This is a genomic window from Pseudomonas sp. AS2.8 (assembly GCF_014190935.1).
In the GTDB taxonomy this organism is placed as follows: domain Bacteria; phylum Pseudomonadota; class Gammaproteobacteria; order Pseudomonadales; family Pseudomonadaceae; genus Chryseomonas.
Genome location: NZ_JACHVV010000003.1, coordinates 676,091 through 695,649 on the forward strand (window position 1 = coordinate 676,091; position 19,559 = coordinate 695,649).

Annotated in this window: 18 protein-coding genes; 12 read left to right on the forward strand and 6 right to left on the reverse strand. The window is 65.6% G+C overall.

The genetic code is table 11. The features are described 5' to 3' along the window. Positions 1 to 62 precede the first annotated feature (62 nt). Entirely contained in the window at positions 63 to 1,115 is a 1,053-nt protein-coding gene (locus tag FHR73_RS15550) for an SMP-30/gluconolactonase/LRE family protein (RefSeq protein WP_183632458.1), read from the forward strand. 109 nt (positions 1,116 to 1,224) lie between these two features. Continuing rightward, positions 1,225 to 2,625: a sugar porter family MFS transporter gene (locus tag FHR73_RS15555; RefSeq protein ID WP_064309180.1), complete on the forward strand. Its 1,401-nt coding sequence runs from the start codon at positions 1,225 to 1,227 to the stop codon at positions 2,623 to 2,625. A 45-nt stretch (positions 2,626 to 2,670) separates the two neighbouring features. On the opposite strand, the gene FHR73_RS15560 is transcribed toward FHR73_RS15555, so the two are convergent. Beyond that, positions 2,671 to 3,117 carry a hypothetical protein gene (locus FHR73_RS15560; RefSeq protein ID WP_044342526.1) on the reverse strand — a complete coding sequence of 149 codons (447 nt, stop codon included), beginning with the start codon at positions 3,115 to 3,117 and terminating at the stop codon, positions 2,671 to 2,673. 232 nt (positions 3,118 to 3,349) lie between these two features. Between FHR73_RS15560 and FHR73_RS15565 the strand changes: the two genes are divergently transcribed. Then, a complete protein-coding gene (locus tag FHR73_RS15565; RefSeq protein WP_221191555.1) occupies positions 3,350 to 4,558 on the forward strand; it encodes an aldose 1-epimerase family protein in 1,209 nt (402 codons plus the stop codon). A gap of 18 nt (positions 4,559 to 4,576) precedes the next feature. Here FHR73_RS15565 and FHR73_RS15570 read toward each other — a convergent pair whose 3' ends face one another. Then, positions 4,577 to 4,978 (reverse strand): acyl-CoA thioesterase, encoded by a 402-nt coding sequence (locus FHR73_RS15570; RefSeq protein ID WP_026083995.1) that lies wholly within the window; start codon positions 4,976 to 4,978, stop codon positions 4,577 to 4,579. Between the two features lie 487 nt (positions 4,979 to 5,465). Here FHR73_RS15570 and FHR73_RS15575 point away from each other — a divergent pair, with 487 nt between their 5' ends. The 5 genes from FHR73_RS15575 (at position 5,466) to gltP (ending at position 11,206) form a co-directional block, all read left to right on the forward strand. Next, on the forward strand, positions 5,466 to 6,773 hold the full coding sequence (locus tag FHR73_RS15575; RefSeq protein ID WP_178118361.1) for an MFS transporter: 1,308 nt from the start codon (positions 5,466 to 5,468) through the stop codon (positions 6,771 to 6,773). 167 nt (positions 6,774 to 6,940) lie between these two features. After that, on the forward strand, positions 6,941 to 8,140 hold the full coding sequence (gene fdhA, locus FHR73_RS15580; RefSeq protein ID WP_133860026.1) for a formaldehyde dehydrogenase, glutathione-independent: 1,200 nt from the start codon (positions 6,941 to 6,943) through the stop codon (positions 8,138 to 8,140). 145 nt (positions 8,141 to 8,285) lie between these two features. Next, on the forward strand, positions 8,286 to 8,648 hold the full coding sequence (locus FHR73_RS15585; protein ID WP_260175713.1) for a hypothetical protein: 363 nt from the start codon (positions 8,286 to 8,288) through the stop codon (positions 8,646 to 8,648). Positions 8,649 to 8,714: 66 nt separating this feature from the next. Next, positions 8,715 to 9,545: an aldo/keto reductase gene (locus FHR73_RS15590; RefSeq protein ID WP_183632459.1), complete on the forward strand. Its 831-nt coding sequence runs from the start codon at positions 8,715 to 8,717 to the stop codon at positions 9,543 to 9,545. Positions 9,546 to 9,856: 311 nt separating this feature from the next. Beyond that, positions 9,857 to 11,206, forward strand: a complete 1,350-nt coding sequence (gene gltP / locus FHR73_RS15595) for a glutamate/aspartate:proton symporter GltP (protein ID WP_007159910.1) — start codon at positions 9,857 to 9,859, stop codon at positions 11,204 to 11,206. A gap of 51 nt (positions 11,207 to 11,257) precedes the next feature. Here the strand turns inward: gltP and FHR73_RS15600 are convergent, their stop codons facing one another. Beyond that, positions 11,258 to 12,103 (reverse strand): NAD-dependent epimerase/dehydratase family protein, encoded by an 846-nt coding sequence (locus tag FHR73_RS15600; protein ID WP_183632460.1) that lies wholly within the window; start codon positions 12,101 to 12,103, stop codon positions 11,258 to 11,260. Between the two features lie 151 nt (positions 12,104 to 12,254). Here FHR73_RS15600 and FHR73_RS15605 point away from each other — a divergent pair, with 151 nt between their 5' ends. From FHR73_RS15605 to FHR73_RS15615, 3 genes are all read left to right on the forward strand, one after another. Continuing rightward, positions 12,255 to 13,187 (forward strand): hydrogen peroxide-inducible genes activator, encoded by a 933-nt coding sequence (locus FHR73_RS15605; RefSeq protein ID WP_007159908.1) that lies wholly within the window; start codon positions 12,255 to 12,257, stop codon positions 13,185 to 13,187. Further along, on the forward strand, positions 13,184 to 15,259 hold the full coding sequence (recG, locus tag FHR73_RS15610) for an ATP-dependent DNA helicase RecG (RefSeq protein WP_183632461.1): 2,076 nt from the start codon (positions 13,184 to 13,186) through the stop codon (positions 15,257 to 15,259). Before FHR73_RS15605 ends, recG begins: the two co-directional genes overlap by 4 nt. Positions 15,260 to 15,334: 75 nt before the next feature. Beyond that, positions 15,335 to 16,729, forward strand: a complete 1,395-nt coding sequence (locus tag FHR73_RS15615) for an aminoacyl-tRNA deacylase and HDOD domain-containing protein (protein WP_183632462.1) — start codon at positions 15,335 to 15,337, stop codon at positions 16,727 to 16,729. 95 nt (positions 16,730 to 16,824) lie between these two features. Here FHR73_RS15615 and rpmG read toward each other — a convergent pair whose 3' ends face one another. Further along, on the reverse strand, positions 16,825 to 16,980 hold the full coding sequence (rpmG, locus tag FHR73_RS15620) for a 50S ribosomal protein L33 (protein ID WP_007159904.1): 156 nt from the start codon (positions 16,978 to 16,980) through the stop codon (positions 16,825 to 16,827). Between the two features lie 11 nt (positions 16,981 to 16,991). Continuing rightward, positions 16,992 to 17,228: a 50S ribosomal protein L28 gene (rpmB, locus tag FHR73_RS15625; protein WP_007159903.1), complete on the reverse strand. Its 237-nt coding sequence runs from the start codon at positions 17,226 to 17,228 to the stop codon at positions 16,992 to 16,994. A gap of 364 nt (positions 17,229 to 17,592) precedes the next feature. On the opposite strand from rpmB, the gene FHR73_RS15630 reads away from it, so the two are divergent. Next, positions 17,593 to 19,170: an ABC transporter substrate-binding protein gene (locus FHR73_RS15630; RefSeq protein ID WP_183632463.1), complete on the forward strand. Its 1,578-nt coding sequence runs from the start codon at positions 17,593 to 17,595 to the stop codon at positions 19,168 to 19,170. 51 nt (positions 19,171 to 19,221) lie between these two features. Here FHR73_RS15630 and FHR73_RS15635 read toward each other — a convergent pair whose 3' ends face one another. After that, positions 19,222 to 19,551 carry a Na+/H+ antiporter subunit G gene (locus tag FHR73_RS15635; protein ID WP_183632465.1) on the reverse strand — a complete coding sequence of 110 codons (330 nt, stop codon included), beginning with the start codon at positions 19,549 to 19,551 and terminating at the stop codon, positions 19,222 to 19,224. Positions 19,552 to 19,559 lie beyond the last annotated feature (8 nt).

The window sequence follows — 19,559 nt, forward strand, 5'->3', positions numbered from 1 at the left end:
GACGCGGAGGCGCTCTGCCACCGGCCTTGCCGGACCCATAACGACAACAAAGGAGTCTCCTCATGCCTCTCGCCCGCCGCACCTTTCTTGGCGTGTCCCTGGCCGCCTCGGCCGGTCTGGTCGCCAGTCGCGCCCTGGCCGACGACAAGTTCGGTCTCACCCGCAACTGGGAGGGCAAGCCGCCCATCGTCATGCCCGATCCCGCCTGGGAGATCCACGACCAGGCCTTCAAGGGCCGCCTGGGCAATGCCTTCGTCGAGCGGCTGTGGTCCGGCGGCCTCTGGACCGAAGGCCCGGTGTGGATGGCCGACTGGCGCTGCCTGCTGTTCAGCGACATCCCCAATGCCCGGGTGATGCGCTGGAGCGCCGACGACGGTCACGTCAGCGTCTACGACGACCAGTCCCACAACGCCAACGGCCACACCCGCGATCGCGAGGGGCGGCTGATCAGTTGCGAGCACGACAGCCGCCGCGTGACCCGCCGCGAGTTGAACGGCAGCGTCACGGTGCTGCTCGACCGCTTCGACGGCAAGCCGCTGAACGCGCCCAACGACGTGGTGGTCGGTGCCGACGGTGCCATCTGGTTCACCGATCCGGGCTACGGCATCCTCGGCGCCTACGAGGGCCACAAAGCCGAATTCGAGTTGCCCACCAACGTCTATCGCATCGATCCCCAGGGCAAGGCGACGGTGGCGGCGGGCGATTTCGGCCGCCCCAACGGCCTGGCCTTCGCCCCCGACGGCAAGCGCCTCTACATCAGCGACACCGCCGGCGGCGGTAACCCCGGCAAGCCCAATCACCTCAGGGCGTTCACCGTGAAGGACGACGGCACCCTCAGCGGTGGCGAGGTGCTGATCGACGCCAAGGAGCAGGGCGTGATCGACGGTTTCCGCGTCGACAGCGACGGCAACCTCTGGTGCAGCTGGGCCGGCTCGGCCGAGCAGAACAGCGTGCGGGTGTTCACGCCGAGCGGCCAGCCGCTGGCTACCCTGCACCTGCCGGAAACCGTCTCCAACGTCGAATTCGGCGGCCTCAAGGGCAATCGCCTGTTCATCACCGGCGGCGGTTCGCTCTATGCCACCTATGTGAACGCCCAGCCCGCACGGCTCTGGTAAGGGCTTCTTACCAGCCGAACCAAGGGTCGTGGGACAGGTCTGTAACAAACGGATACGGAACGACCCGCGACAACAAGATCGCCCACAAGGCGAGCGAGGAGCCTCTGCCATGAGCAACACCACTACCAACGCCGACGGCCACGTCACCGAAAAGGCCCAGCCCAAGGCGATCTTCGCCTGCCTGATGGCCGCCCTGGCCGGCCTCATGTTCGGCCTCGACATCGGCGTCATCTCCGGTGCCACCAAATTCATCCAGCAGGAATTCCAGATCTCCGACCAGGTGATCGAATGGATTGTCTCCAGCATGATGGCCGGTGCCGCCCTGGGTGCCCTCGGCGCCGGCTCGCTGTCGGCCAAGCTGGGTCGCAAGAAATCGCTGATGCTGGGCGCCGTGCTGTTCGTGATCGGCTCGATCCTCTGTGGCCTGGCCACTTCGCCGACCATGCTGATCTTTGCCCGCTTCCTGCTGGGCCTGGCCATCGGCATCGCCTCCTTTACCGCGCCGCTGTACCTGGCCGAGGTCGCTCCGGAAAACATCCGCGGCTCGATGATCTCGCTGTACCAGCTGATGATCACCGCCGGCATCCTGCTCGCTTTCCTCTCCAACACCGCCTTCAGCTACTACGAGGCCTGGCGCTGGATGCTCGGCATCATCGCCATCCCCGGGGTGCTGTTCCTGATCGGCGTCTTCGCTCTGCCCGACAGCCCGCGCTGGCTGATCATGGCGGGCCGCCGGGAAGAGGCGATCAAGGTCCTGCACCGGCTGCGCGGTGACGAAAAGGTCATCCAGCAGGAGGTCGCCGAGATCGAAGAGCAGCTCAAGGTCCCGCAAAAGGGCTGGTCGCTGTTCAAGGAGAATCCCAACTTCCGCCGCTCGGTGGGGCTGGGCGTGCTGCTGCAGGTGGTGCAGCAGTTCACCGGCATGAACGTGGTGATGTACTACGCCCCGCGTATCTTCGAAGGCATGGGCTACGACACCGCTGCCCAGATGTGGTTTACCGCCGCGGTCGGTCTGACCAACGTGCTGGCCACCTTCATTGCCATCTTCCTGGTCGACAAGTGGGGCCGCAAACCCATCCTCTATACCGGTTTCGTGGTCATGGCCGTGGGCCTGGGCGTGGTCGGCACCATGCTCGGCATGGGCAACCTTAGCCATGGTCAGCAGACCTTTACCGTGGTCATGCTGCTGATCTTCATCGTCGGCTTCGCCATGTCGGCCGGTCCGCTGATCTGGACCCTGTGCTCGGAAGTCCAGCCGCTCAAGGGCCGCGACTTCGGCATCGGCTGCTCCACCTTCACCAACTGGATCGCCAACATGATCGTCGGCGCCACCTTCCTGACCATGCTGGGCACCCTGGGGCAGGGCACCACCTTCTGGATCTATGCCGGATTGAACGTGGTGTTCATCTTCCTGGTGTTCCTGCTGGTACCGGAAACCAAGGGTGTCACCCTGGAGCGCATCGAACGCAACCTGATGCAGGGCAAGCGCCTGCGCGACCTCGGTCAGTAGGCTCGAGCGCACAGGAAAACGCCCGGCGATGCCGGGCGTTTTTTATTACCGATCCCAGTGCTTGTGTCGATGCTTGGCGTGCTTCCAGCCCTTGCCGGGATGGTCGCGGTAGCCACGATAGCCGCGGTCATCGCGGCCGCTGTCGCCCAGGTTGTTGCCCAGGGCACTGCCAGCACCGCCACCCAGGGCCGCGCCGACCAGGCCACCGGTGCTGCCACCGACCCGATTGCCGATCACGTTGCCGCCCGCCGCGCCCAGACCGCCGCCGATGGCGGCCTCGGTCCGATTGCGCCGGTCAGCGCCCAGTACACCACCTGCTGCACCGCCCACGCCGGCACCGATGGCCGCACCGGTGCTGCCGCCGACCTGCTGGCCGACCAGAGTACCGAGCACACCACCCACGGCGCCGCCGAGTCCGGCTTCGGTATTGCCCGCATAAGCCGGGGCAACGCCCGCCAGGGCAAGCAACAAGAACAGGGCTGAAGGTTTCATGGAGTCCACTCCGTGGTAGAGACGAGCCGATCCTCGGCAAAAATCGCTGCCCTGGCAAGTACCGAACGGTCGTTTGAATGGTAAAGGTTGTCTTTACCCATTCCTTTGATTTCCTTGAACAAACCTATACGGGAATAGTGGGTCTCGCCCCTCTGACCGCGTCTGGAGCAGGGTCTGCAGCCGGGCGCAGGCTGGTCTAGACTCAAGGCGATCGCGCTGCCAAGGGGACTCCATGATCCGCGCTCGTCTGTTGTCTGGCTGTCTCCTGTTCCTTGTCAGTGCCAGCGCCTCGGCCTGGGAATACACCCTCATCGCCCCCGACAAGCCGGTGCAGAACTGGAGCATCAGCAGCGATCGTCTGGGCCTGCGCGATGGCCTGGCCTTTGCCGTCGGCGTGCACCGCCTGAGTGGCGGGCGCCAGGAGGGCTCGGTGCTGATCGAGATCGATACCGGCGCCCTGCAACTCACCGTGGTGGCGACCCGGGGCATGAACGTCTTGCGCGCCCAGGCCGGCACCCTGCGACTGGGCTGGGACTCCCCGGTACGCGAGGTGGTCAATCCGGCCTTCGTCAACCTGGAAAGCCGCAACGGCCTGGGCTGGCTGGAAGGCTTCAACGAACTGGTGGCACGCGCCGGCTTCGAGTGGGTCGGCCATCCGGGCCTGGACAGGGGGCAACTCCTGACCCTGCATGGTCGGGCCAGCTACCTGCCGGCCAGCCAGGTGGTGCTGACCATCGACGAACAGCCGCCGCATCGCATCAGCCTCAGGGGCGTGCTGCACGAAGAGGCCTTCAAGCAGGCCAATTTCCGCATCGACACCGAACTGGTCACCCAGGCCGGAGCCACCGGCTTCACACTGCACGACCGCCTGACCAACCAGGGGGCGCATGCCGCCGAGTACCAGGTGCTCTACCACAGCAATTTCGGTCCGCCGCTGCTCGGCGAGGGTTCGGTATTCGCCGCCCCGGTACGGGAGGTGTCACCCTTCGATGCGCGGGCGCGCCGGGAGCTGGCCGAGTGGCAGACCTATCGCGCTCCCACGCCGGGCTATGGCGAGACGGTCTACAACCTCTATCCCTGGGGCGACGATCAGGGGCGCAGCCTGGCGGTACTGCACGATCGCAGTGCCCACCAGGGCGTGGCGCTGGCCTTCAATGTACGGGAGCTGCCGGTCTTCACCCTGTGGAAGAACACCGACGCCAAGGCCCAGGGCTATGTCACCGGCCTGGAGCCGGGCACCAGCTTTTCCTACAACCGCAGCCAGCAGCGGGCCCTGGGGCTGGTGCCGCGGATCGAAGCCGGCGGCACGCGCGACTTCACCCTCGATTATCGGTTGCTGGCCACCGCCGCCGAGGTCCGGCAGGCGCTGGAGCAGGTCGAAGGCATTCGCCACGGACGGCCGACCCGGGTGCGGGAAGCGCCGCTGGCCCAGGAGCCCTAACGGTCGGGCAAACTCGCGCTAGCGCCGCGCGGGCAACGGCCGGGTGCGGCCACTGCCGTCGATGGCGACAAAGACGAACACCGCCTCGGTCACCTTGCTCCATTCGCTGGACAGGGGATCGTCGCTCCAGACCTCGATGAGGATCTGGATGGAGCTGCGGCCCACTTCCAGGGTGTTGGTATAGAAGGAGAGCTGTGCACCCACGGGCACCGGCGTCATGAAGGCCATGCGGTCGATGGCCACCGTGGCCACTCGGCCGGCGGCCAGGCGACTGGCCATGGCGCTGCCAGCCAGGTCCATCTGAGCCACCAGCCAGCCGCCGTAGATGTCGCCGAAGCCGTTGGTCTCGCGGGGCAGAGCGGTGATCTGCATGGCCAGGTCGCCCTGGGGGATGGGATCTTCTTGTTCGAGCTCTTCGATCATGACAGGGCCCTCGGGAGCCCGGATAGGTAGGTAACGTTCAGCATCTGCACGCAAGAATGCTGCCAATCTCTCTAGGGAGATCGTTAGGGGGCTACAGTATAACGCCTGGGGCAGGGCGGCTCGACCGCTTTTGCACCAGGATGGAACAGTCATAGCTCGGCAGATGAGCCCTGAATGGGCACTGAATGAATAGCGGAAATTCCTTGCAGATTTGCTATCGTGGAGACCGTGCACGGCCAGGCAATCCAGAGGGTCGTGCACGTCCGATGATCAGGTAATGATCGGTAGACCTGCTGCTGCCGTGCTCCACAAGAGCGCAGGCGGCGCGGTGCAGGTCCGGCGCCCATCCGGCGACCCGCCCGATCCCTGCCAGCCGCCCCAGGCGGACGGTCACTCGGGGCCGCGTCTTGTCCGCTACACCCGGAGGGATGCCAGAGGCCGAATTTCCTTTGCGCTCCTCTCTTGTCCGGAATCCTCGATGAAACTGCAATCCGCCTCCGCGCCGCTCACGTCGCGCCCTCTGGGCCGCAACGACTACAAGACCCTCTCGCTGTCCGCCCTGGGCGGTGCGCTGGAGTTCTACGACTTCGTCATCTTCGTCTTCTTCGCCGCGGTGGTGGGAAAGCTGTTCTTTCCCGCCGACATGCCCGACTGGCTGCGGCAGATGCAGACCTTCGGCATCTTCGCCGCGGGTTACCTGGCGCGCCCACTGGGCGGCATCATCATGGCCCACTTCGGTGACCTCCTCGGGCGCAAGAAGATGTTCACCCTGAGCATCTTCATGATGGCCCTGCCGACCCTTGGCATGGGCCTGATGCCCACCTACGCCCAGATCGGCGTGGCCGCGCCGATCCTGCTGCTGGTGCTGCGCATCATTCAGGGCGCGGCCATCGGCGGCGAGGTGCCCGGCGCCTGGGTGTTCGTCTCCGAACACGTTCCCGGCAAGCACGTCGGCTATGCCTGCGGCACGCTGACCGCCGGCCTCACCTTCGGCATCCTGCTCGGCTCGCTGATGGCGACCCTGATCAATACCGTCTTCACCCCGCTGGAGGTGGCCGACTACGCCTGGCGCTTTCCCTTCCTGATCGGCGGGGTCTTCGGCCTGTTCTCGGTCTATCTGCGCCGCTGGCTGCACGAGACGCCGGTGTTCGCCGAACTGGCGATCCACAAGTCGCTGGCCGAGGAAGTGCCGCTCAAGGCGGTGCTGCGCGACCACCGCAGCAGCGTGATCCTGTCCATGCTGCTGACCTGGATGCTCACCGCCGGCATCGTGGTGGTCATCCTCATGACCCCGACCCTGCTGCAGACCCAGTACGGCTTCTCCGCCGCCATGGCGCTCAAGGCCAACAGCCTGGCCATCGTCTTCCTGACCCTGGGCTGCATCGTTTCCGGCGCCCTGTCCGATCGCTTTGGCAGCGGTCCGGTGTTCATCGTCGGCGGCCTGATCCTGGCGCTGGCCAGCTGGTCGCTCTATGCCGGTCTGAAGGTCCATCCGGAATGGCTGTTCCCGCTCTATGCCTTTGCCGGTGCAGCGGTCGGCGTCATCGGCGGCGTGCCGCGGGTGATGGTGCTGGCCTTCCCGCCCAAGGTGCGCTTCTCGGGGCTGTCGTTCTCCTACAACGTCGCCTACGCCATCTTCGGCGGCCTGACGCCCATGGTCGTTACCCTGATGCTCAAGGAGCATCCGCTGGGCCCGGCCTGGTACGTCATGGGGCTGGCCCTGCTGGGCGTGGGCATCGGCTGCTACCTGCTCAGCCGCGAGCGCCGCGCCGCCGCCCTGGCGCCCGCCTGACCCCGCCTGGTCGCGCCGCCCGCAGTGGCGGCGTGACCGGGATCGCCAGGCCGACCCGCAGGGACGACCTCGGCATCACCAAAAACGCCATCCCCACAGACGCCGCGCTTCGCGAGGACTAGGCTCGAACCGCTAGAGCCAGTCCAACAATAACAGCGAGGTGCAACATGTCCGGTAATCGTGGCGTCGTCTATCTGGGCGCGGGCAAGGTCGAGGTGCAGACCATTCCCTACCCGAAGATGGAAACCCCGCAGGGCAAGCGTATCGACCACGGCGTCATCCTGCGCGTGGTCTCCACCAATATCTGTGGTTCCGACCAGCACATGGTGCGTGGCCGGACCACCGCCCCCGAAGGCCTGGTGCTCGGCCACGAGATCACCGGCGAGGTCATCGAAGCGGGCCGTGACGTCGAGACGCTCAAGGTCGGCGACTTGGTCTCGGTGCCCTTCAACGTCGCCTGCGGTCGCTGCCGCACCTGCAAGGAGCAGGACACCGGCGTCTGCCTGACCGTCAATCCCTCGCGTGCCGGCGGTGCCTATGGCTACGTCGACATGGGCGGCTGGGTCGGTGGCCAGGCCGAATACGTGCTGGTCCCCTATGCCGATTTCAACCTGCTCAAGCTGCCGAATCGCGACGCGGCCATGGAAAAGATCCGTGACCTGACCTGCCTGTCCGACATCCTGCCCACCGGTTACCACGGCGCTGTCACCGCCGGCGTCGGTCCGGGCACCAGCGTCTATGTGGCCGGTGCCGGCCCGGTCGGTCTGGCCGCGGCGGCCTCGGCGCGCCTGCTGGGCGCGGCCGTGGTCATCGTCGGCGACGTCAACCCGGTGCGCCTGGCGCATGCCAAGGCCCAGGGCTTCGAGATCGCCGACCTGTCCCTGGACACTCCGCTGCACGAGCAGATCGCCGCGCTGCTGGGCACGCCGGAAGTGGATTGCGCCGTCGACGCCGTTGGCTTCGAAGCCCGCGGCCATGGTCACGAAGGCGCCAAGAGCGAGGCCCCGGCCACGGTGCTGAACTCGCTGATGGGCATCGTGCGGGTAGCCGGCAAGATCGGCATTCCCGGTCTCTATGTCACCGACGATCCGGGTGCGGTCGATGCCGCCGCCAAGCAGGGTGCCCTGAGCATCCGCTTCGGTCTGGGCTGGGCCAAGTCCCACAGCTTCCACACCGGCCAGACCCCGGTGATGAAGTACAACCGCCAGCTGATGCAGGCGATCATGTGGGATCGCATCAAGATCGCCGACATCGTCGGCGTGCAGGTCATCACCCTGGACGAAGCCCCCCGCGGCTACAGCGAATTCGATGCGGGCGTACCGAAGAAATTCGTCATCGACCCGCACAAGCTGTTCAGCGCGGCCTAGCTATTGCACTAAGGATTTTGCCCGAGACTGCTGGCCATTTGGCATTTCTCGGGCAAGCCGTGCAGTCGTTTGTCGTACCAGAGGGTCTACCTCCGCAGCGTCCACCCCGGGCGCTGTTTTTTTTGGTGCCACAGACGAGGCCAACATGACCCCGAATGTCCTTTCGACCCTTCGCCGTATCCTTCCCTCACTGCTGGTGGCGGCCCTATTGCTGCTGGGTAGCAATCCGGCCCGCGCCGAGGGCGGGGTGTCCTTTCGCTTCGCCGAAGAAGGGCAGGGCTGGATGCTGCGTGGCCCGGTCGATGTGCTCAAGTGGCCCTTCCTCTATGACCGTAGCCGCGAGCGCGCACGCAATACCCTCGTGCGGCTGGATGGCGACACCCAGGTGCGGGTGATCGAGACCCGTTCCTTCAAGCGCTGGAAGCGCATCGAGGTACAGCAGGACGGTCGTACCCTGCTGGGCTGGGTGGAGAGCTACAGCGTTCCCGACGCCGTGCGACTGGACTGATCGGGAGCAAAAGGCCACTGCCACCAGTCACACCTCTGACAGTCATCATTTCCAGAGGAGCGACGCATGTCCGCGATCACCCGTCTTCAGCTCAACGACGGTCACCACATTCCGCAATTCGGTCTGGGGGTCTGGCAGACTCCGGCCGAAGAGACCGCCCAGGTGGTCAAGACAGCCCTCGACCTGGGCTATCGACATATAGATACCGCCGCCATCTACGGCAACGAAGAAGGCGTCGGCAAGGCCATCGCCCAGGCCGGTCTGCCGCGTGACGAGCTGTTCGTCACCACCAAGCTGTGGAATGCCGACCAGGGCTACGACAGCGCCCTACGCGCCTTCGACACCAGCCTGGCCAAGCTGGGCCTGGAGCATGTCGATCTCTATCTGATCCACTGGCCACTGCCGGAAAAGGGCCTGTTCCTTGACAGCTGGAAGGCGCTGATCGAATTGCGCAATCAGGGTCGGGTGAAGTCCATTGGCGTGTCCAACTTCCGCCAGGCCGATATCGAGACCCTGCTGACCGAGACTGGCGTGGTACCGGTGGTCAACCAGATCGAGTGCCATCCTTTGCTGCAGCAGCAGGAGCTGCGTGACTTCAATACCTACAAGGGCATCGCCACCGAAGCCTGGAGTCCGCTGGCCCAGGGTGGCGAGCTGCTGGGCAGCCCGGTGCTGCAGCAACTGGCGGCCAAGCACGGCAAGACGCCGGCCCAGGTGGTGCTGCGCTGGCATATCCAGCTCGGCAACATCATCTTCCCCAAATCCAAGACGCCCAAGCGCATCGAAGAGAACATGCAGATCTTTGACTTCGCCTTGGACGACGAGGACATGCGGCAGATCACCGGGTTGAATCAGGACAAGCGCCTCGGCCCCGATCCCACCACCTTCAACGGCTGACGTTTGCGGGGCGCCGCGATGAGCGGCGCCTCTGTATGCCTGGCGTGCAAGGCGCCAGTGCCTGTATGCTGCGCGGCCCTTTCGGGACACCTCATGCCGGATCGGCATAGGGCAGGCGACAGCGGCATTAGACATACCCCGTTACCCTCTGGCAAAAGTGTGACGCCTTGGTGCTCCTCGTCCTTTTCGAGCACCGTTTCCGCAGCCTGAACGCACCCTCCACGTTGGCGTTGCATGCGCTTCGCGCATCACGACCCGGCACGGTGACGTTCGTCCCGAACTCCATCCAAATAGAACAAAGGTGTCGGTACATGACCAAGCCCAAGCTCAGCCTCGCGTGGCAGATCCTTATCGGCCTCGTGCTGGGGATCGCCGTCGGCGCACTGCTCAACCACTTCAGCGCCGAGAAGGCCTGGTGGATCTCGAACGTCCTCAAGCCGGCCGGCGACATCTTCATCCGGCTGATCAAGATGATCGTGGTGCCCATTGTCATCGCCACCCTGGTGGTCGGGATCGCCGGCGTCGGCGACTCCAAGAAGCTCGGGCGCATCGGCCTCAAGACCATCCTCTACTTCGAGATCGTCACCACCCTGGCCATCGTCGTCGGCCTGTTCTTCGCCGACAGCGTGCAGCCCGGTGCCGGCATCGACATGAGCACCCTGGGCACCACTGACATCTCCCAGTACCAGAAGACCACCGCGGAAGTGCAGCATGACCACGCCTTCATCGCGACCATCCTCAACCTGATCCCGTCCAACGTCTTCGCCGCCGTCGCCCGCGGCGAGATGCTGCCGATCATCTTCTTCGCGGTGATGTTCGGCCTGGGCCTGGGCGCCCTGCCGGAAGCCACCCGCGAGCCGGTGGTGCGGGTCTTCCAGGGCATTTCCGAGGCCATGTTCAAGGTCACCCACATGATCATGAACTACGCCCCCATCGGCGTCTTCGCCCTGATCGCGGTGACAGTGGCCAACTTCGGCTTCGCCTCGCTGCTGCCGCTGGCCAAGCTGGTGGTGCTGGTCTACGTCGCCATCGGCTTCTTCGCCCTCGGCGTGCTGGGCCTGGTGGCCAAGCTGTTCGGCTTCTCGATCTTCCGCATCATCCGCATCCTTAAGGATGAGCTGATCCTGGCCTATTCCACCGCCAGTTCGGAAACCGTGCTGCCGCGCATCATCGAGAAGATGGAGGCCTATGGCGCGCCCAAGTCCATCACCAGCTTCGTGGTGCCCACCGGCTATTCCTTCAACCTCGACGGCTCCACCCTCTACCAGAGCATCGCGGCGCTGTTCATCGCCCAGCTCTATGGCATCGACCTGTCGCTGAGCCAGCAACTGCTGCTGGTGCTGACCCTGATGGTCACCTCCAAGGGCATCGCCGGCGTGCCGGGCGTGTCCTTCGTGGTACTGCTGGCCACCCTGGGCAGCGTCGGCATTCCGCTGGAAGGCCTGGCCTTCATCGCCGGTGTGGATCGCATCATGGACATGGCGCGCACCGCCCTGAACGTGATCGGCAACGCCCTGGCCGCGCTGGTCATCGCCAAGTGGGAAGGTCTCTACGACGCCGAGAAGGGCGCCGCCTACTGGGCTGCCCTGCCGCACCTGAAGAGCACTGCCAAGGTCGAGGAACGTCCTCAGGCCACCCGCGGTGAAGCCCTGCGCGACTGAGTGGCTAGCTAGCTGAGAGCGGAGCCCGGCCTTGTGCTGGGCTCTTTCGTTTCAGCGGTCGAGAATCGCCGCGTAGCCTTCGCGATAGCTGGGGTAGCGGGGCGTCCAGCCCAGCGCCCGGGCGCGGGCGTTGCTGCACCTCTTGCTGCCGGCGCGGCGCAGCTGGGCCTCGTCGGACCAGAAGGTGATGCCCAGGCGCGCCCGCAGCCAGTCCACCACCTCGTCCAGCGGCGCCGGATCGTCGTCCACGCCCAGATAGAGAGCGTCCAGGTCGATCCCTTCGCGATCCCGCTGTAGCAGCAGCGCCAGCAGGCCGGCGGCATCCTCGACATGGATGCGATTGCCATACAGCGGCGGCTCGCGGGTCACCCGGGAGCCCTCGCGCACCTGGCGCAGCAGCGCCTCGCGGCCCGGGCCGTAGATGCCGGTCAGGCGGACCACGCTGGCGGGCAGGCCACTGCCCAGCGCTAGATCCTCGGCCTCGCGCAGGATGCGCCCGGAAAAGCGCTCGGGTTCGGCAGGGGCGGTTTCGTCGACCCAGGCGCCGTCGGCCTGGGCATAGACACCGCTGCTGGAGACGAACAGCAGGCGCTGCGGACGCTGGCCGCAGGCGGCCAGCCAGCCGAGCAGGTGGCGCAGGCCCTCGACATAGGCGGCGCGATAGCCGGCTTCGTCATGGTGGGTCGCGGCGGTGGCATAGATCACCTGGTCGAGGGGTTCGCGCGGCCAGGCGGCCGGCGGCGTAGGGTCGGCGAGATCGCCGGCGACCGGCAGTAATTCGGCGGGGAGGGCAGCGACAGTGCGTCTAAGGCCGAAGACGCGGTGGCCCTGGGCGACCAGTTGCAGGCCGAGACGGCTGCCGACATCGCCGCAACCGGCGATCAGGATGGTGCTCATCGGTGTTTCCTTCTGCAAAGGCCGGGACAGACGGCTAGGGTAGCCTGCGCCTGCTCGTGGTCCAATCCGGGAGAGCAGGCAGCTGCCCGTCGCGCTTGGCCGTTGATAGAGACAGCCGCTAAGATTGGCCGGCACCCCATGGAATTTGACTATGACCCTGACTGAACTGCGCTATATCGTCACGCTCGCCCAGGAACAGCACTTTGGCCGAGCTGCCGAGCGTTGCCACGTCAGCCAGCCGACGCTGTCGGTGGGCGTCAAGAAGCTCGAGGACGAGCTGGGCATTCTGATCTTCGAGCGCAGCAAGAGTGCCGTGCGCCTCACGCCCACCGGCGAGGGCATCGTCGCCCAGGCGCAAAAGGTGCTGGAGCAGGCCCAGGGCATCCGCGAACTGGCCCAGGCCGGCAAGAACCAGCTCACCGCGCCGCTGAAGATCGGCGCCATCTATACCATCGGGCCCTATCTCTTTCCGCACCTCATCCCGCAGCTCAATCGGGTGGCGCCGGAGATGCCGCTGTACATCGAGGAGAACTTCACCCACCTGCTGCGCGACAAGCTGCGCACCGGTGAGCTGGATGCCGTCATTCTCGCCCTGCCGTTCAACGAGCCGGACGTCCTGACCCTGCCGCTGTACGACGAGCCCTTCTACGTGATGATGCCGGCGCGGCATCCCTGGACCAAGCTCAAGGCCATCCCGCAAAACCAGCTCAGCGACAAGAGCCTGCTGCTGCTGGGCGAAGGCCACTGCTTCCGCGACCAGGTCCTGGAAGCCTGCCCGACCGTGCGCAAGCACGAGGAAAACAAGAATTCCACGGTGGAATCCTCTTCGCTGGAAACCATTCGCCACATGGTGGCCTCGGGTCTGGGCGTCTCGGTGCTGCCGTTCTCGGCCGTTGAGAGTCACCACTATGCCCCGGGCATCATCGAGGTGCGCCCCTTCGAGCGGCCGGTGCCCTATCGCACCGTGGCCATCGCCTGGCGCGCCAGCTTTCCGCGGCCCAAGGCCATCGAGGTGCTGGCCGACTCGGTCCGCCTGTGCTCGGTGGCGCGGCCTGAAGCCAAGGGCGTCGTGCAGCCGGCATGAGTGAACTGGCCGCGACGCCGGTCACCGCCCTCAAGGGGGTCGGCGCCGCCCTGCAGGAGAAACTCGCGCGGGTCGGCCTGGAAACCCTGCAGGACGTGCTCTTCCACCTGCCGCTGCGCTACCAGGACCGCACCCGCATCGTGCCCATCGGCGCCCTGCGGCCCGGTCAGGACGCGGTGGTGGAGGGCATGGTCGCCTCCGCCGAGGTGCTCATGGGGCGCCGCCGCAGCCTGCTGGTGCGCTTGCAGGACGGCAGCGGCACCCTGTCGTTGAGATTCTTCCACTTCAGCCAGGCGCAAAAGGACGGCCTCAAGCGCGGCACCCTGCTGCGCTGCTATGGCGAGGTGCGCCCGGGCGCCTCGGGCCTGGAGATCTACCACCCCGAATACCGCGCCCAGGACGAGAATGCCCCGGCGCCGGTCGAGCAGACGCTGACGCCCATCTACCCGACCACCGAAGGCCTCACCCAGCTGCGCCTGCGCCAGCTTAGCGCCCAGACCCTAGAGCGGCTGGGGCCCGAATCCCTGCCGGACTGGCTGCCGCCGGAGATGGCCGAGCACTATCGCCTGGGGCCGTTGGCCGATGCCCTGCGCTATCTGCACCGACCTCCGCCGGATGCGGACCTGGAAGAGCTGGCCGAGGGCCGGCACTGGGCCCAGGAGCGGCTGGTCTTCGAAGAATTGCTGACCCACCAGCTGTCCCTGCAGCGCCTGCGCGAGACCCTGCGCGCCCAACGTGCGGTGCCCCTGCCGGCGGCCCGCCGGCTGCCGCAGCTGTACCTGGACAACCTCGGCTTCACCCCCACCGGCGCCCAGCAGCGCGTGGGTCGCGAGATTGCCCATGACCTGGCCCAGTCCGAGCCCATGCTGCGGTTGGTGCAGGGCGACGTGGGCGCGGGCAAGACGGTGGTCGCCGCCCTGGCCGCGCTGCAGGCTATCGAGGCCGGCTATCAGGTGGCGCTGATGGCGCCCACCGAGATCCTCGCCGAGCAGCATTTCCTCAACTTCCAGCGCTGGTTCGCCGCCCTCGACATCGAGGTGGCCTGGCTGGCCGGCAAGCTCAAGGGCAAGGCCCGCGCCAGCTCCCTGGAGCGCATCGCCGCCGGGGCGCCCATGGTGGTGGGCACCCATGCGCTGTTCCAAGACGAGGTGCGCTTCGCCCGCCTGGCACTGGTGGTGATCGACGAACAGCACCGTTTCGGCGTACAGCAGCGCCTGGCGCTGCGCCAGAAGGGCGTCGACGGCCGCCTGGCGCCGCACCAGCTGATCATGACCGCCACCCCCATCCCGCGCACCCTGGCCATGAGCGCCTATGCCGACCTGGACACCTCGGTGCTCGACGAACTGCCGCCGGGGCGGACACCGGTCAATACCGTGAGCGTCACCGACAGCCGCCGCGAGGAAGTGGTGGAGCGGGTGCGCGCCGCCTGTCACGAAGGGCGCCAGGCCTACTGGGTCTGCACCCTGATCGAGGAATCCGAGGAGCTCACCTGTCAGGCGGCCGAGACCACCTACGAGGAATTGCAGTTGGCCCTGGCCGAATTGCACATTGGGCTGATCCACGGGCGCATGAAGCCGGCGGAAAAGGCCGCGGTGATGGCCGAATTCAAGGCCGGCAATCTGCAATTGCTGGTGGCCACCACGGTGATCGAGGTAGGGGTGGACGTGCCCAACGCCAGTCTGATGATCATCGAGAATCCCGAGCGCCTGGGTCTGGCCCAGTTGCACCAGTTGCGTGGCCGGGTAGGGCGGGGCAGCGCCGTCAGCTATTGCGTGCTGCTGTTCCATCCGCCACTGTCGCAGATCGGTCGCGAGCGGCTGGCGATCATGCGCGAGACCAACGATGGCTTCATCATCGCCGAGAAGGACCTGGAATTGCGTGGCCCGGGCGAGATGCTGGGGACCCGCCAGACCGGTCTGCTGCAATTCAAGGTGGCCGACCTGATGCGCGACGCCCACTGGCTGCCGGCGGTGCGCGATGCCGCCCAGGAGTTGCTGGCACGCTGGCCTAGTCATGCCGGTCCGCTGCTAGAGCGCTGGTTGCGCCATGGCCAGCAATACGGCCAGGTTTGACAAAGCTTATACAGACGACGCTACCTACAGAGCTGAATGGTTATACTCCAGGGCGTACGTGAGGAAGAAAATGCCATGACCGATGTAGCGCTCGCTTCGCCCCTCCCTGAGGTTCCCCCTTCGATCCAGCAGTTGCTCGCCCAGTTGAACCTGGCCTATCGGCCGACCCCGGCGACGACGCGCCAGCCGCAGGCGAATCGGGTGCATACGGTGCTCCTGAGCGACAGCGTCGGCATGCTGCTGGTGCTGCTGCCCGAGGATCATCTGCTGGATCTGCGCCGGCTGGTGGAGTTCACCGGGCGACAGCTGACGGTGGTGGCGCCGGAGCGGCTGATGCGTACCCTCGAGCGCTACGAACTGGATGTCCTGCCGGGGTTGCCGTCGCTGACCAATTCCCCCTGTCTGTATGACGAGCGCCTGTTGGAGGCGCCCCGGCTGCTGCTGGAATCCGGTGAGCGCTCGCTGCTGCTGGAAGTCGAAACGTCTGACTATAGGCGCCTGCTGAATCAGGCTACCGCAGGCAGCTTCGGCATCCCGGCGGCTGGTATCCAGCCCAATCTGCGGCAACCGGAGCGCGACGAGGCGGAAATCCTTCATGCCGCCACCGCCTTCACCGCGCGGCGCATCCGCCAGCGCCTGGAAGAAACCCTGGAGATTCCGCCCCTCTCCAAGACCGCGGAAAAGGTCATCAAGCTGCGGGTCGACCCCGACGCCACGGTGGACGACCTGGCCAACGTGGTGGAGACCGATCCGGCCCTGGCGGCCCAGGTGATCAGCTGGGCGGCCTCGCCCTACTATGCCGCGCCCGGCAAGATCCGCTCGGTGGAAGACGCCATCGTGCGGGTGCTGGGCTTCGACCTGGTGATCAACCTGGCCCTCGGCCTGGCCTTGGGCAAGACCCTGAGCCTGCCCAGCGACCAGGCCCAGCAGGAGACGCCCTACTGGAAGCAGGCCATCTACACCGCCGCCCTGATCGAAGGCCTGGCGCGCTCCATGCCGCGCGCGGAGCGACCGGAGATGGGCCTGGCCTATCTCGGCGGTCTGCTGCACAACTTCGGCTATCTGGTGCTGGCCCACGTCTTTCCGCCGCACTTCTCGCTGATTTGCCGCCATCTGGAGGCCAACCGCCAGCTCGATCACCAGGTGATCGAGCACCACCTGCTGGGCATCACCCGCGAGCAGATCGGCGCGGCCCTGATGCGCTGCTGGGAGATGCCCGAAGAGGTGGTGACGGCGCTGCGCTTCCAGGGCGATCCGGGCTACCAGGGCGAACAGGCGGTCTATCCCAACCTGATCTTTCTCGCCGTGCAGCTGCTGCGCGCCGAGGGCATCGGCAACGGCCCGGCCCAGCCGATTCCCGACGAGCTCTATGCGCGCCTAAGCATCGATCCGACCAAGGCGCGGGAATGCATGCAGAAGATCCTCGGCGCCGAAGCCGCCCTGCGCGAGTTGACCGGTCAGTTCAAGTGAACCGCTGACCAGGCCTTGGCGGCAGCCGCCGCCGGGCCGGACGCAAGACAACAAAAAACCCGCCGAGGCGGGTTTCTTGTTCAAGGGGCGATCAATTACTTGATCTTGCCTTCCTTGTACATGACATGCTTGCGCACGACCGGATCGAATTTCTTGATTTCGATCTTTTCGGGCTTGGTGCGCTTGTTCTTGTCAGTGGTGTAGAAGTGGCCGGTGCCGGCACTGGAAATCAAACGGATCAATTCACGCATGACGAATCCCCTTAGAATTTTTCGCCGCGGCTACGCAGCTCGGACAGTACGGTTTCGATACCGCGCTTGTCGATGATACGCATGCCCTTGGCAGAAACGCGCAGACGCACGAAGCGCTTCTCGGATTCTACCCAGAAACGGTGGTGCTGCAGATTCGGCAGGAAACGACGACGGGTTTTGTTGTTAGCGTGGGAAACGTTGTTCCCAGTAATCGGACCCTTACCGGTTACTTGGCAAACTCTCGACATGGCTCAGCCCTCATAAACCTCATGCCAAACCCGGCATGGGTTGGCCGCTTGTAACTGTATTGATTCCTGTTTTGACGGGGAGAGCCGGCAAATGCCGGGGACCTGAAGCGGCCATACCCCGAAAAAAGAGCGCTGTTTTATACCAGAAGTACTCTGGCATAACAAGGTAGGGCGACGGATGAAATGCCCGCGCACCGGGCGCTGTGCGAGCCCGGCCGGAATGCCAACCGTTCGTCGGTCGGAAGCATTGTGACGGACGGACGGGTGGTCTAGTTTAGAGCGACTGCCATTTTCAATCCACGTCCGTCAGACGACCGCCCGCAGCGCCCCGTCGGCCCACTTCGGATCCACAAGGAATCGTTCTATGCGTTTCGCCGCCTTGCCTCTGCTCTTCGCGCCCCTGCTGGCGCAGGCCGCCACGCTCAGCGTCTGCACCGAAGCCAGTCCGGATGGATTCGACGTGGTGCAGTACAACTCTCTGACCACCACCAATGCCTCGGCCGACGTGCTGATGAATCGCCTGGTGGAATACGACGCCAGCGAAGCCAAGCTGGTGCCGAGCCTGGCGCAGAGCTGGACGGTGTCGAACGACGGCCTGACCTATGACTTCGCCCTGCGCCCGGACGTGAAGTTTCACCAGACCGACTACTTCACCCCCAGCCGTACCCTGACCGCCGACGACGTGGTGTTCAGCTTCCAGCGCATGCTGGACAAGGATCACCCCTGGCACGCGGTGGCCAAGAGCGGCTATCCCCACGCCCAGTCGATGCAGTGGCCCAAGCTGATCAAGAGCGTGGAGAAAACCAGCGACCTCGGCGTGCGCATCGTACTCAACAGCCCGGACGCCACCTTCCTGCCGACGCTGAGCATGGGCTTCGCCTCCATCTACTCCGCCGAGTACGCCGAGCAGTTGCTCAAGGCCGGCAAGACCGCCCAGCTCAACGACGAACCCATAGGCACCGGCCCCTTCGTCTTCAAGCGCTACCAGAAGGATGCCGTGGTGCGCTACGCCGCCAATCCTGACTACTTCGCCGGCAAGCCCAAGCTGGACGGGCTGATCTATGCGATTACCCCGGATTCGGCGGTGCGCCTGCAGCGACTCAAGCGCGGCGAGTGCCAGATCGCCCTGTCGCCCAAGCCCCAGGATCTGCAGAGCGCCCATGAGGACAAGAGCCTGCAGGTGCTGCAGACCCCGGCCTTCATGACCGCCTTCGTCGGCATCAACACCAGCCATCCGCCGCTGGACAACATCAAGGTGCGCCAGGCCATCAACCTGGCGTTCGACAAGCAGAGCTATCTGAAGGCGGTGTTCCAGGACACCGCGGTGGCCGCCGATAACGTCTATCCGCCCACCACTTGGGGCTATGCCAAGGACGTGCCGGCCTATCCCTACGACCCGGCCAAGGCCAGGACGCTGCTGGCCCAGGCGGGCCTCAAGGACGGCTTCAAGACCACCATCTGGACGCGTCCCAGCGGCAGCCTGCTCAATCCCAATCCGCAACTGGGCGCGCAGATGCTGCAGGCCGACCTGAAGAAGATCGGTGTCGATGCGCAGATCCAGGTGATCGAGTGGGGCGAGCTGATCCGCCGCGCCAAGACCGGCGAGCACGACCTGCTGTTCATGGGCTGGGCCGGCGACAACGGTGATCCGGACAACTACCTGACGCCGCAATTCTCCTGCGCCTCGGTGCAGTCGGGCCTGAACTTCGCCCGCTATTGCGACAAGACCCTGGATGGCGCCATCAGCAAGGGCAAGACCCTGTCCGACCAGATGGCGCGGGCCACGGTGTATCACCAGGCGCAGCGCATCATCCACGACCAGGCGCTGTGGCTGCCGCTGGCGCACCCGACGGTGACGGTGCTGGCCAAAAATGGCGTCGAGGGCTACCAGCCCAATCCCTTCGGCCGCCAGGACTTCAGCAAGGTCAGCGGCGGTCGCTAGGACCGCGTGCGGCTCGCCCGCTCCGGCGCGGCGAGCGCTACGCAGCCAACCCTAGCGCCAGGGCTGGCCGTCGGTGCGTTCCACCTGCCTGACCCTCTGCTGGATGGCGGCGCGTGCCAGCATATGGGCGCTGACCGGCGCGGTGATGAAGATGAACAGGGCGATCAGCAATTCGTGCAGGCTGAGGCCCTCGCCCTGGACGCTGAAGAACAGCATCGAGGCGACGATGGTGCTGCCCACGCCCAGGGTGGTGGCCTTGGTCGGTCCGTGCAGACGCATGAAGAAGTCCGGCAGCCGGTACAGGCCGATGGCGCCGATGAGGGCGAAGCTGCTGCCGATGAGCAGCAGGGCGCAGATGAGCAGTTCGAGCCAGAAGGGCATGGGGCAGC